Annotated in this window: 13 protein-coding genes; 1 reads left to right on the forward strand and 12 read right to left on the reverse strand. The window is 66.6% G+C overall.

The window, feature by feature from the left end; all coding sequences use genetic code 11:
- Positions 1–112: 112 nt before the first annotated feature.
- The 5 genes from pstB to MSB02_RS02385 are packed head-to-tail and all read right to left on the reverse strand — an operon-like array spanning position 113 to position 4,308.
- Positions 113–928, reverse strand: a complete 816-nt coding sequence (gene pstB, locus MSB02_RS02365; protein WP_267193609.1) for a phosphate ABC transporter ATP-binding protein PstB — start codon at positions 926–928, stop codon at positions 113–115.
- Positions 925–1,755: a phosphate ABC transporter permease PstA gene (pstA, locus tag MSB02_RS02370; RefSeq protein WP_267193610.1), complete on the reverse strand. Its 831-nt coding sequence runs from the start codon at positions 1,753–1,755 to the stop codon at positions 925–927. Before pstA ends, pstB begins: the two co-directional genes overlap by 4 nt.
- A gap of 6 nt (positions 1,756–1,761) precedes the next feature.
- A complete protein-coding gene (pstC, locus tag MSB02_RS02375; RefSeq protein WP_267193611.1) occupies positions 1,762–2,703 on the reverse strand; it encodes a phosphate ABC transporter permease subunit PstC in 942 nt (313 codons plus the stop codon).
- Positions 2,696–3,493, reverse strand: a complete 798-nt coding sequence (locus MSB02_RS02380) for a phosphate ABC transporter substrate-binding protein (protein ID WP_267193612.1) — start codon at positions 3,491–3,493, stop codon at positions 2,696–2,698. Before MSB02_RS02380 ends, pstC begins: the two co-directional genes overlap by 8 nt.
- Before the next feature lie 20 nt (positions 3,494–3,513).
- The gene (locus MSB02_RS02385) at positions 3,514–4,308 is read right to left on the reverse strand and encodes a polyphenol oxidase family protein (RefSeq protein WP_267193613.1); all 795 of its coding nucleotides are present in this window, start codon (positions 4,306–4,308) and stop codon (positions 3,514–3,516) included.
- 220 nt (positions 4,309–4,528) lie between these two features.
- Here MSB02_RS02385 and MSB02_RS02390 point away from each other — a divergent pair, with 220 nt between their 5' ends.
- Positions 4,529–4,969, forward strand: coding sequence for a PLD nuclease N-terminal domain-containing protein (locus tag MSB02_RS02390; protein WP_267193614.1), 441 nt, complete (start codon positions 4,529–4,531; stop codon positions 4,967–4,969).
- A gap of 202 nt (positions 4,970–5,171) precedes the next feature.
- Here the strand turns inward: MSB02_RS02390 and ftsZ are convergent, their stop codons facing one another.
- The 7 genes from ftsZ to murD form a co-directional block, all read right to left on the reverse strand.
- Complete coding sequence (gene ftsZ / locus MSB02_RS02395; protein ID WP_267193615.1) at positions 5,172–6,260, reverse strand: cell division protein FtsZ; 1,089 nt, start codon at positions 6,258–6,260, stop codon at positions 5,172–5,174.
- Positions 6,261–6,447: 187 nt separating this feature from the next.
- Positions 6,448–7,233: a cell division protein FtsQ/DivIB gene (locus tag MSB02_RS02400; protein WP_267193616.1), complete on the reverse strand. Its 786-nt coding sequence runs from the start codon at positions 7,231–7,233 to the stop codon at positions 6,448–6,450.
- Positions 7,234–7,387: 154 nt separating this feature from the next.
- Entirely contained in the window at positions 7,388–8,305 is a 918-nt protein-coding gene (murB, locus tag MSB02_RS02405; RefSeq protein ID WP_267193617.1) for a UDP-N-acetylmuramate dehydrogenase, read from the reverse strand.
- Complete coding sequence (gene murC / locus MSB02_RS02410) at positions 8,305–9,696, reverse strand: UDP-N-acetylmuramate--L-alanine ligase (protein WP_267193618.1); 1,392 nt, start codon at positions 9,694–9,696, stop codon at positions 8,305–8,307. Before murC ends, murB begins: the two co-directional genes overlap by 1 nt.
- Positions 9,693–10,742: an undecaprenyldiphospho-muramoylpentapeptide beta-N-acetylglucosaminyltransferase gene (gene murG / locus MSB02_RS02415; RefSeq protein WP_267193619.1), complete on the reverse strand. Its 1,050-nt coding sequence runs from the start codon at positions 10,740–10,742 to the stop codon at positions 9,693–9,695. The genes murC and murG overlap by 4 nt, the downstream gene beginning before the upstream one ends.
- A complete protein-coding gene (locus MSB02_RS02420; protein ID WP_267193620.1) occupies positions 10,711–11,973 on the reverse strand; it encodes an FtsW/RodA/SpoVE family cell cycle protein in 1,263 nt (420 codons plus the stop codon). The genes murG and MSB02_RS02420 overlap by 32 nt, the downstream gene beginning before the upstream one ends.
- Complete coding sequence (murD, locus tag MSB02_RS02425; RefSeq protein WP_267193621.1) at positions 11,970–13,343, reverse strand: UDP-N-acetylmuramoyl-L-alanine--D-glutamate ligase; 1,374 nt, start codon at positions 13,341–13,343, stop codon at positions 11,970–11,972. The genes MSB02_RS02420 and murD overlap by 4 nt, the downstream gene beginning before the upstream one ends.
- Position 13,344: the final 1 nt, after the last annotated feature.

Genomic DNA, 13,344 nt, shown 5'->3' on the forward strand with positions numbered 1-13,344 from the left:
GCCGCCGCGAGCGTGCAGCCAGTATAGCCGTCCCGTACCGGCACACATGTGACGTGTCCGTTACACCGTGCCTACCCGTCTCCCGCCTCGCTCACCCGCGCGTGGACGGACCCTAGCCGAACCGTCCGGTGATGTAATCCTCGGTCCGCCGGTCGTGCGGGCTGGTGAAGATCTCGGCGGTCCGCCCGAACTCGATCAACTCGGCTGGCTCGCCCTGCCTCTCCTGCAGGAAGAACGCGGTCTCATCGGAGACGCGCGCAGCCTGCTGCATGTTGTGCGTGACGATGATGATCGTCACCGAGCTCTTCAGGTCGGCCATGAGGTCTTCGACCTTCTGCACGCTCGTGGGGTCGATCGCCGAGCACGGTTCGTCCATCAGGAGCACGTCGGGCTGCACCGCGAGCACACGTGCGATGCACAGCCGCTGCTGCTGGCCGCCGGAGAGCGTGAGCCCGCCGCGTCCCATGATGTCCTTGACCTCTTTCCACAGGTTCGCGCGCACGAGCGCCTGCTCCACGATCTCATCCAGCTGCCCCTTGTTCTTGATGCCGTGCAAGCGCGGGCCGAATGCGACGTTGTCGTAGATGGACATCGGGAACGGGTTGGGCTGCTGGAAGATCATCCCCACGCGTCGCCGAAGGTCCACCGGATCGACGCCGGGGCCGTAGATGTCCTCATCGTCGAGGGTGATCGTCCCGTCGATGCGCGTTCCCGGAATGAGGTCGTTCATGCGGTTAAGGCACCGCAGGAACGTCGACTTGCCGCAACCCGACGGGCCGATGAACGCGGTGACGGCGTTCTCGCGCACGTCGATAGTGATGCCGGTGAGCGCGTGGAAGTCACCGTAGTAGAAGTCGAGGTCGCGAACGCTGAACTTCGCGGCTCCCGTGAGGGCATCGGTGTGCGCGGGAGCGGGCATTGCTGTCATCCCTTGAGCCTCCTGTTCCGGGCGGCGAGCCACCGGGCGGACAAGTTGAAGATGAGGATCATGACCATCAACAGCAACGCGGTCCCGTAGGCCGCATCCATGTTGATGCCCTCCATCGCAAGCGTGTACAGGTGGACCGTCATGGAGCGACCGGGGTCGAGCGGCACCAGCGGCATGTAGATGGCCTGGCCCATGGTGAAGATCACGACCGCCGTCTCACCAACGGCACGGCCCATCGCAAGGATGAGGCCTGTGAGGATGCGCGGCAGCGCGGCGGGCAGCACGATCCTGCTCACCGTCTGCCACTTGCTGGCGCCGAGTCCGTAGCTGCCCCAGCGGATGAACCGCGGCACTGCGCGGATGGCCTCCTCGGTCGCGCGCATAACGATGGGCAGCATCAGGAACGAGAGCGCCAGCGCGCCCGAGAGCACCGAGAACCCGAGTCCCATCGCCTCGATGAACAGCGCGAAGCCGAAGAGGCCCATAACGATCGACGGCACGCTCGCCAGGGTGTCGGCGGCGAACCGTATCGTGTTCACGAGGCGTCCTTGCACCGCATACTCGGCAAGGTAGACAGCCGCCAACACCGCCACCGGCGTCACGATGAGCATCGCAAGACCCGTCACGTAGATCGTGGCCACGATCGTAGGCCCGATGCCCCCCTCGGCGTTCACACCATGCGGCGCCGTGAAGATGAACTCCGGCGTGATCTGCCCAATTCCCTGCACGAACACATAGACGATCACGGCGCCCAGGACGAGCACGGTGGTGAGGCCGCACAGCCACAGCACCCCTACCGCGATCCTGTTGGTCAACCGCTTTCCCATGACCGCCTACGCCTTCTTCGCGTTCAGCCGGGACAGCGCGCGAACGAGCGCGACGAGCCCCATCGATATCAGGAACAGGATGATCGCAAGACCGAAGAGCGCGGTCTTGTGGGTACCGGTGGCATAACTCATGTCGATGACGATCTGGCTCGTGAGGGTGGCGATCGGCGCCCCGAGACCCTTGAAGAACTGTGGCGCGTTGCCGGCCACCATGACGACCGCCATCGTCTCCCCGATGGCGCGTCCCATGCCCAGGATCGTGGCGTCGATGATGCCGATCTTGGCCGCGGGCAGGAGCACCTTGTAGATGGTCTGCCAGGTGGTGGCCCCCATCGCGTAGCTCGCCTCGCGGATGCCCGGAGGCACCGAGCCCAGCGCATCTTCCGTGAGCGTCGCGATCGTCGGCACGATCATCACCGCCAGGATGATCGAGGCGGTGAGCGTGCCAAAGCCCATACCCCCGGTCATCTCGGCCACGATGGGCCGCAGGATCACGAGCCCGAAGAAGCCGTATACCACCGAGGGCACGCCTGCCAGCATCTCCACGGCCGGACGCACGATCGCCCGCATCCTCGGCGATGCGATCTCCGAGAGGAAGACCGCTGTACCGATGGCGAGCGGAGCGCCCAGCACGAGCGACCCGATGGTGATGGCGAGCGTGCCCACCACCAGCGGCATGATGCCGAACCGCCCGAGCGTGGCCGACCACTCGCTCCCGCCGAGGAACGCGACCAGACCGGGGTCCTTCACGACCTCCCACCCGCGGGCCATGGTGAAGACGAAGATGAGCGCCACGGCGGCCACGGCCACCACGGCGCAGACCAGGAACAGGTTCTTGAGGAGCGCCTCCCGGAGGTAAGTGGCACGGGACATCATCTTCAGGCCGCTGGCCGCGGCCGGTGCGTCCGTGCCCCTCCCGGCGTCAGGGGTCTGTCCGGGCTCAGCCACCGAGACCCTCCTTCGCCGTGATCGGGATGAAACCGGCTTCGCGCACTATCGTATCCTGCACCGCCGGGGACAGCACATAGTCGATGTACTCCCGCGCCACGCCCTCAGGCTCTCCGTCGGTGAAGAAGTGCAGCACGCGCTGCACGGGATAGTCGCCCGAGACGACCGTCTCCTCGGTGGGCTCTACACCATCGATGGCCACGGCCCGCACGTCGTCGGTCACGAAGCCGAGCGAGATGTACCCCACGGCGCCTTTCACATCGGCGATGACCGACCGGACCTGACCGGTGCCTGGAAGCACCACCGCACCCCGGTCGAACTGCGCGTCGTCCATGACGATCTTCAGGAACGCCTCACGGGTCCCGGATGCTTCGTCGCGGTTCACGATGCCGATCTCAAGGTCAGGACCACCCACCTCGCTCCAGTTCGTGATCACGCCGGCGAATATCGCGCGCACCTCCATCGTGGTGAGATCGCGGACCGGATTGTCAGGATGCACGATCACCGCGATGGCGTCGTAGGCCACCGGGGTATCCACGAGCCCCAGCTCGAACTCGTTCTCTTTAAGCTCGCGCGATGACGTCCCGATATCGGAGGAGCCGGTGGACACGCTCTCGATACCTGCCGAGGAGCCCATGCCCGAGACGAGCACCGTCGTGCCCTCGTGCTCCTCGGAGAACATCTCCCCTGAGACCTCGGTGATGGGCAGCAGCGTAGTCGATCCCGTGACGATCACCTCGGTGCGCCCCGTTCCCCCACCGGTGCACCCCGACGCGGTCAGCGCCATCATGAACGACAACACAAGAAGGGTCAGATGATGACCGCGAGCGCGCCGTGCCGTCCGGTCGGGCCTTCGGCGCGGTGCGAGTAGAAGCGATCCGTGTTGTGTGCGGTGCAGATACCCAGGTGCCACTGGCGCCCTTCCGGGATTCCTGATCGCTCGAGCGCGTCCGCGATGACCGCCCCCAGGTCCAGGCGGCTAGAAGCCGCGGTAATCGTAACAAACGAGTTATCGAAATGCGACACGCAGTCGGCCCCGACTTCGTAACAACACCCGCCGATATGGGGACCCACGAACGCCTCCATGTCGTCCGGCCCCGGCAGCGCATCCAAAGCGGCCACCGCCGACTCGACCACGCCGGCGGCGGCGCCGCGCCATCCCGCGTGCACCACAGCGACAGCGGGAACCGACGGCCGCACCAGCACCACAGGCACGCAGTCGGCGAACATCAGCAGCAGCGGGATGCCTCGCTCGCGCGTCAAGAGCGCGTCGGCTCCGGGCACGGGTCCCGCTCCACCCGTGACGAAAGCTCCCGATCCGCTCTCGGCTGTCGTCACCTCGCTGACGACAGCGCCGTGTACCTGTTCCGCGGTCGTCAGCGCACTCCGGAGCGCATCGATGCCTATCGAGCCGAGCAGACGGGTCCGGTTCATGTCCACGAGCGCCGGCTCGTCCCCCACGTGGCCGGCGAGGTCGAGTGACGCGTACGCCCCCTTGCTCACGCCTCCGCCGCGCTCGGAGAAGGCGATGCCGACCCCGCACCGGGCGAACAGGTCTGGCACCGTATGGATCGCGATACCGTCCCGTTCGACGCGTTCGAACACCGTTCGTACCCCTTCCCGGCCGCACGTCGGTCGCACAGCCCCGCGCGACCCTTTTCGGCTAGTCAAACCGTCACCTATCCGTCACACTCTATCGCAGGACGCGGGCCGCACACCCGTCTCCTGCACGATAGTCTATGACTGCTCGCCGAGGGGGGTGATGCATATGAAGCGGTCATTCTCGTTTTCCGCGGCACTTGGAACCGCTGCCTACGTTCTCACTATGGCGGCACCGGCTCTCGCACAGGACTACTACAGCAGCGGTGAGGACGCGGCCGCAGGCGCTGTCGCGTGCGGTATCTGGGCATGCATCATGATCCCGGCGGTCCTTCTTGGCGTCTTCAACATCTGGATGCTCATCGACGCCATCCTCCGCCAGGAGCACGAGTACCCCAACTCCACCGGCAACTCCAAGCTGATCTGGATCCTGCTGCTCGTGTTCGTCGGCTTCATCGCGGCCGTCGTCTACTACTTCATGGTCTTCAAGAAGATCAAGCGTGGTAAGGGCGGACAGCCTCCTATGGCAGGGCCCACCGGCGGCTACCAGCCCCCGGCTCCCCCCGCGGCACCTCCGGCGCCTCCGGCGGCTCCCACGCCGCCCCCGGCGCCAGCGCCCCCCGCTCCGCCGGCGCCTCCCGCGCCGCCAGCACCTCCCGCGGAGTAAGGGACGAACGTCGTCTCCCGTCCGGCACGGACTCGCGCCGGACGAGCGAAGGCCCCGCCCGGCATCGGGCGGGGCCTTCGACGTAGACGGCAGCATGACCACCCTCGTCGCCTGTAACGGGGGCCGCCGTGTGACGAGCGCTCGACTCGTCACACGGCGGCCTGAACATCACGGGTCGTGCTCGTGCACGGCCCGGGTGTCTCTAGTAACTCCGGCGCTTCAGGAACGCGGGGATATCGAGATCGTCCTCCTGTGCGCTCGCGGGCAGGTCGAACGTCGGGATGCGTGGTCCTTCATCCTCGGTCAGCGCGTTCTCGAACTCCATCGTCTCCTGCTTCTTGCGCTGGCCGAAGCCGGTGGCGATGACCGTCACTCGGATCTCATCCATCATCGAGTCGTCGATCACGGCGCCGAAGATGATGTTCGCATCAGGGTGCGCCGCGGCCTGCACGACCTCGGCCGCCTCGTTGACCTCGAACAGTCCAAGGTCGCTGCCGCCCGAGATGGACAGAAGCACGCCGTTCGCTCCCTCGATGCTCGACTCCAGGAGCGGGCTGGCGATGGCCGCCTTCGCGGCCTCGTGAGCTCGGTTGTCCCCAGTGGCCACTCCGATGCCCATGAGCGCCGTCCCGGCATCCTTCATGATGGTCCGAACATCAGCGAAGTCGAGGTTGATCAGACCGGGAACCGTGATCAGGTCGGTGATGCCCTGGCAGCCCTGACGGAGGACGTCGTCCGCGATCCGGAACGCATCCAGGATGGACGTCTTCTTCTCCGCAACCTGGAGCAGCCGGTCGTTGGGGATGATGATCAGCGTGTCTACGTGATCCCGGAGGCGCTTGATGCCTTCCTCGGCCTGGATCGCACGCTTGCGGCCCTCGAACGCGAACGGCCTCGTCACAACGGCCACGGTGAGGGCGCCGATCTCCTCCTTGGCGATCTCGGCGATCACCGGCGCCGCACCCGTACCCGTACCGCCACCTTCACCAGCGGTGATGAAGACCATGTCGGCGCCCTGCAGCGCTTCCTTGATCTCCCCGCGATTCTCCTCCGCGGCGTTGAGGCCCACGTCGGGATCCGCTCCGGCGCCCAGCCCCTTGGTGAGGCCCACACCCACGTGAACGGTGTAGTCGGCATCGGACATCAACAGGGCCTGCATGTCAGTGTTCACCGCGATGAACTCGACACCCTTGACCCCGGCCTCGACCATCCGGTTGACGGCGTTCGTCCCGCCACCACCCACGCCGACGACCTTGATGACCGCCAGGTAGTTCGCCCCCGTCTCAAGCATCATGAGCCTCCTGAGCTGCCCGTTCTTCCTATAGCCTAAGCCTATACTTGACGTTTACTGTATCTGGGCAAAGGTCAATCTTCACACGAACCTTATACTAAACGCAAGGGGTTTGCAACGAGAATCTTCGTCATCTCGGGCCGCATCCCGCACGCGGACAGGATCTCGCCAACCCACGCTCGTACGCTCAGTCGGTGATGCCCCGTGAGATCGGACGCTCGAGCGAACGGACATCGATGAACACCACGCCGCTCCCCTGCTCTCGCATGATCTGCAGAGCGAGCGCCGACTTCTCGGTGAGCTGTTCGGCCCGCCCCAGCATCACCTCCACGTTCGCCTCCGTGAGCAGCGCGGTCTCCTCGGGGCTGGGGGCCGAGACCATGGCCGTCATCTCGAGCAGCTCCGGCGATATGCCCTTCAAGATCGCGAGTGCGTTCTTCACCGCTTCGGAGCCGGTCACCTCACCGGCAACCGGCTCGAACTGCACCACGTCGCGTATCACCGGCAACGACGTTCCGGTGTCCGGGATAGACTCGCCCAGCACTCGCCCCGCGCGATCGACCGACCAGAACGTCACGCCTGCGTCCACCATGGCGAACCGCTCGCGCTCCTCTACGCTGATCAGGAGCGTCGAGGGAAAGAGCCGCATGATATCCGCCTCGGCTACCCATGGCACCTGTCTCAGTCGCTCTATGACACCGTCCGCGTCGATGTTCAGGAGTGTCGCGTCCTCATCCACAGCGGCGATGGCGACCACCTCCTGCTCGGAGAGCTCGCTGATCCCCTCGACCCGGATCTCCTCGATGGTGAAGGATGGCGAGTTGAGCAAAGCCACCCACGATCCGACCACCACGACGAGTGCCGCCGCCACCAGCGCGGCGCGCTTCAGAGCGGAGCGCTGACGCGCGATCTTCCGCCGCTCCCGCTCCACCTTCTTCGCGTTGACGTGCGGCGGTAACGCAGAATCACGCACCCGCCCACCGCGCTGCCCTGCGTCTCGCTTCGACTTCGAATCCCGAGCAGGTCCTCGTGCTTTGGTGGAGGCTTTGCGTGACTTAGTCTCAGCATCTACTTTAGGGTGAGTGCTTGTCACTCGGCGCGCCGACTCCTGCCCGAGCACCACTCGCTTACGGGGTTTCGAAGTCTCCGAGGAGTCTGATCTCTGGTGTGAGTTCGATGCCATGTATGTCCCTGATCGTCATCTGGATCTTCCGCACCAGTCCGAGCACGTCGGCAGCGGTCGCATCCCCTTCGTTCACGATAAAGTTCGCATGTACCTGTGATACCCGCGCGCCGCCGAGGCGCGTCCCCTTCAGCCCTGCGGATTCGATCAACCGTCCCGCCGACTCCCCTGGCGGGTTCTTGAACACGCTTCCCGCGCATGGCACGCCCATCGGCTGACTGCGCTTCCGGCGCTCCAGGCTGTCGTCCATCGCCCGGCGGATCGTGTCCTGGTCCGCGTCTTTCAGGCGCAACACGGTCTCCACGACGATCGCGCCAGCTGGCAGCCCCGCCGCGCGATACCTCCAGTCGATCTCGTCGCCCCGTAACCGCTCAAGGCCGACACCGGGAAGATGCATCGTCACCGATGCGGCCACCGACTGCATCCATGTCTCGCCCGTGCCCGCGTTCATCGCGATAGCCCCGCCGACGGTGCCAGGTATGCCCACGGCGAACTCCATGCCGCCGAGGCCACGCGAATACGCGTCTCTCACCACATAGGCGAGCGCGCACGCCGCCCCGGTCTCTATGTCGCGTCCGTGCACCCGATGCCTCTTGAACTCCTCGCCGAGGACCACGATCGCCCCACGGTAACCGGTATCTGCCACCAGCAGGTTCGAGCCCTTGCCGATGACGGTCCAGTCCACGCCGTCCTCCTCGCAGATGCGCACGGCCTCCGCGAGATCCGCAATGGTATCGCACGTCACGAAGAGGTCTGCGGGACCCCCGATCCGATAGGTCGTGTGCTTCGCCAGCGGTTCGCGTGCACGGACCTCCCCCTTCAGGGCCGAGCGCAGACGGCGCTCTGTGGAAGAGCCTGGCATCAGGCGGTCACCCCGTGCCGCTCACCGATCGCGCGCACGATACCCGGGCCGAGCGTCGTGACGTCCCCCGCCCCCATCGTCATCACCAGGTCGCCGTCCCTCACACGATCGGCGATGTATGCGTCGATATCGTCGCGGTGCGGGAAGTAGGCGAGATGGGTGCGCGGGGCGCTCCGCAGCGTCTCGGTCACCACGGTCTTGCCGGAGACCCCGGGGATCGGCGGCTCGCCGGCGCTGTACACGTCCATCAGCACCACATGATCGGCGTCACGGAACGCCTCGCCGAACTCGCGGCCCAGCGCGGCAGTCCTGCTGTAGCGGTGTGGCTGGAACACCACCCACACCCGCCGGAACCCGGCGCCGCGGGCGGCTGCGAGCGTCGCCTTTATCTCCGTGGGATGGTGCGCGTAGTCATCGACCACCGTGATGCCGGCCACTTCGCCCACGCGGTCGAACCGCCGACGGACGCCTTTGAATGACGTGAGCGCTGAGGCGGCGCGGCCGGTATCCAGAGCAAGCCCCCATGCGGCCGCAAGCACTCCGGTCGCATTGATCACGTTATGGACCCCGGGCACCGTGATGGTCACTGGACTCACGGAACCGTCGGGGAACGTCACAGAGAACCGGTGACCGAGGCCGACACGCTCCAGGTCGTCACAGCGGACATCGGCCGCCTCAACGGCCCCGTACGTCACCACCCTGGCCCGCGACCGCTCTTTGGCGAGACGTACGAGCGCCTCATCGTCGGCACAGACCACCACCGCGCCCTCGGGCGGCACGCTCTCGATGAACCGCCCGAAGGTCTCCACCACCGCCTCGAACGATCCGTAGTGATCCAGGTGGTCGGCCTCCACGTTCGTGATGATCGCCACCGTAGGCGTGAGGTGCAGGAACGACCCGTCGCTCTCGTCCGCCTCCACCACGCAGTAGCCGCCGCCGCCGCATCGCGCGTTCGCGCCCATGTCGTTGAGCTCTCCGCCGATGAGGAACGTCGGGTCCAGCCCGATGCCGTCCAGCACCGTGGTCATCATCGAACTGGTGGTCGTCTTTCCATGCGTGCCAGCCACCGCCACTCCGATGTCCTGGCCGACGATGTGCGCCAGCATCTTCGCGCGCGGCCACACCGGGATGCCGCGCTCTCGTGCGGCGGCGAGTTCGGGGTTCATCTCAGGTATGGCGGACGACACCACGACCACCTCGGGATCGCCGAGGTTGTCGGCCGCATGTCCCACGTGGACGAGGATCCCCGCCTCCTGCAGAGCCGTCGCGTACCGCGACGCCTTCAGGTCGGACCCCGTCACGACGATGCCGCGGTCGTGCAGGACGCGGGCGAGACCGCTCATCCCGGCGCCACCGATACCTATGAAGTGTGCGTACGCGGCAGATGTCACCGCTTCTCCTCTCCTGCCGCGACCGCAAGGGCGGCGACCCGTACATCGGCATCACGCCGCCCCAGCGAAGCGGCAGAGGATGCCATCGCCGTCCGGCGGGGCTCATCCTCAAGCAATTCCAGCACGGACGCCACGAACGCCTCGTCGTCGAGCGCGGCGTCGGGCACCACCACCGCGCCACCGGCCTCGGCCACCGCACGGGCGTTGAGCGTCTGGTGATCGTCTGTCGCATACGGATACGGCACGAGGATCGAGGCCCGCCCGATGGTGGTGATCTCAGCGATCGACGTGGCGCCAGCCCGGGCGACCACCAGGTCCGCCGCCGCGATCGCATCGCCCATCTCGTCGATGTAGTCGAGTACGTTGTACCCCTGCCACGATCCATCCACCGTCGAGGCCACTCGCTCGGCCACTGAAGCGGCCTCAATCCTACCCGCCACATGCACCACCTGCAACGCAGCGACGGTCGACAGTCTGGGCGCAAGCGACGCGAACGTGTCATTCAGGTGCCGCGCGCCCCTGCTCCCGCCGAACACCAACAGCACGACGGCGTCCGGGTCGAGGCCGAGCATCCGGCGCCCGCGTTCCCGGTCGGCTTCAAGGACGGCCCCGCGAACCGGATTACCGGTCACAACGGCGCGCCCGGGGTTGCGCAGGTGGTCCGCCGAGCCCTCGTAGGTCACCCCTACCGAAACGGCCCAGCGGGACAACACCCTGTTCGCGAGACCGGGAACGGAGTTCTGCTCGTGCAGCACGAGCGGTACGCGCCGGGTGCGCGCCGCAAGACCCACCGGGAGCGAGACGTACCCACCGAACCCGAGCACCACGTCGGGTCTCCACGAACCGATCAGACGACGCGCCCTGAGCGTCGACCCGGCCATCAGGAGCGACGAGGTCACCAGCGTGTGCGGCCGCGCCCGATCGAACCCCCGGGCCGGCACGCCGAAGAACACGACGCCCGCCTCTGCCGCCAGTCGGGCCTCGAGTCCGTCAGGCGTTCCGACGAACGCTACCTCATGCCCCTCGGCGCGCAGTCGGTCGGCCACCGTCAACGCCGGATAGATGTGTCCGGCCGTCCCGCCGCCGCTCAACAGAACCCGCACTCTTCGACCCCCTGGTCCTCCCGGGGCGGACCAGCCGCACCCGTGCTTGTCCTCCATAACGCGACACCGCCAATATCAACCCTACGCACGCGAGCGTGAGCGTGAGGGAAGAACCACCGGCGCTCACCAACGGCAGCGGGATGCCGGTGATCGGCATGAGCCCTGTCACCGCCGCCATGTTCATCAACGCCTGCACGACGATCATCGCGGTCAGGCCACCTGCAAGGAGCTTGCCGAACAGGTCACGGCTCTCCCACGCGACCCGGAATCCCGCGTACGCGAAGATCCCGAAGGCGATGACGATTGCGAGCGATCCGATCAGCCCCATCTCCTCGCCGATGACCGCGAAGATGAAGTCGGTGTGCGCGGCGGGCAGATAGAAGTACTTCTGCCGCGAGAGACCCAGCCCGATGCCATCGATCCCGCCGCTGCCGAACGCATACAGCGACTGGATGATCTGGTAGCCGCCGTCGCTGGGATCCGCCCACGGATCGAGGAAGGACGTCACGCGCTCCATCCGGTAGCCGGCAGCCCACACAAGCGCGAATGCGACCGTGGCTCCCCCGACCGCCGATGGAACGAGCCACCGCGCCGGCAGACCGCCCAGCACCAACAGAAGGAACACGCCCACCACGAGCGAGACGGTGGTGCCCATGTCGGGCTGCATCATGATCAGAACCACAGTGGGAACGACGGCGGCGGCCAACCACCCGAGGAACGGCCCGGTGTCGAGCGCCCCCTTGCGCCAGGCCACCACCAACACCGCGGTTACCAGCAAGCACCCGAGCTTGGCGTACTCGGACGGTTGGACGTACGCGAACCCGAGGTCGATCGAGCGCGTCGCGCCCCATTTGCCCACACCCATGATCTCCACCATGAGCAGCCCCACGAAGGCGACCGCCCACACGCCCCAGGCGACGACATCAGGACGTCGTGGATCGAGTTCGCCCCGACGCGAACGGAAGTCCCAGAACGATGCGATGAGAAGCGCAACGAAGCCGATCGCGGCGAACAACGCCTGCTTCTTCAGGTGGAAGGCGCTGTCCCCGTATGCCACGTAGTCGGCCACCGAAGATGCCGAGTACACCATCAGTATGCCTGCGAGCACCAGGGCGACGGTCGACCCCAGCAGCCAATATCCCGATCGTGTGAGCGTTCTGGGACGACGGGTCATGCGCTCTCCACCATCCGTCCCACGATCTCCTTGAACCTGCGGCCGCGCTCCTCGTAGCCGATGAACTCATCGAACGATGTGCAGCCCGGCGAGAGCAGCACCACCCCACCCGGGCGTGCGAGGGTTCGCGCGGCATCCACCGCCTCCTCGAGCCCACGCGCGGACACGACGTGAAGAGCGACCTCATGGAACGCGTCAGCGATCTCAGCGGCCGCCTCACCGAACACCACGACCGAGTCCGTACGAACCTTCACGGCGGCAGCCAGTGGCCTCATGTCGACGCCCTTGTTCCGTCCGCCCAGGAGCACCACCAGCGGTCGTTCACCGAAAGCGGTGAGCGCCTTGAGCACGGCGTCCGGATTGGTGGCCTTCGAATCATTGAAGTACTCGGCGCCGTCCACGGTGCGGACCGGCTCGAGGCGATGCTCGATCGGCCTGAACGACATCAGCCCGCTCCGGATCGCTTCGATCCCCGCACCGGCGGCGCGAGCGCAGGCGGCGGCGGCGAGGGCGTTGCTCACGTTGTGCTCGCCCATGATGCGCAGGTCGGAGACGTCCACCAGTGGATGCTCCACGCCACGCTCCTCGAGCACCAATGTCGTACCGTGGAGGTATGCGCCATCGGCAGGCGTGCTTGTCCGGCTCACGCGACAGACCGTCACGCCCCGCTCGGCCACCGGGTCCGCAAGGGCGCGCGACCCTTCGTCATCAACGTCGATGATCGCGGTGTCGCCTGAGACCTGCCTGGCGAACACCTTGGCCTTCTCGGCCGCGTACGCTTCGAGCGAGCCATGGTAGTCGATGTGGTCGGGAGTGATGTTGAGGAGCGCGGCCACCCGGGGGTGGAAGGTGTCCGTCAGGGACAGCTGGAAACTCGAGACCTCGGCGACGATGATCCCCGCCTCGCCCACCTCACCGGCGACACGCACGGCGGCGGGCCCGATGTTGCCCGCGGGCTCGGCAACGAACCCGGCTTCGCGCAACAGATGGGTCACGAGAGCGGTGGTGGTCGTCTTGCCGTTGGTGCCGGTGATGGCGATCCACGGCGCACGGGAGATGCGGTACGCCAGTTCGATCTCCGAGATGACCGGGGCCCCCAAGGCACGTGCGCTGAGCATCAGCGGAGCGGTCGGGCGTATACCCGGGGACGCGACGACGATATCGCCGCTCTTGACGTGATCCACGCCGAAGCGCACCTCCGCGCCACGCTCCCGAAGCGACTCCGCACATTCGACGACCGCGTCGCCGGTGCCCGAGTCGAGCACCGTCACCCGCACGCCGTCGCGCGCACGCGACAGGCCCCACTCGGCGGCCGCGCGACCCGAGGCGCCGAGGCCGAGCACCACGAGGTGTCCGGTCCAGTCGCGCACC

Source organism: Anaerosoma tenue, assembly GCF_023161965.1.
GTDB classification, from domain to species: Bacteria; Actinomycetota; Coriobacteriia; order Anaerosomatales; family Anaerosomataceae; genus Anaerosoma; species Anaerosoma tenue.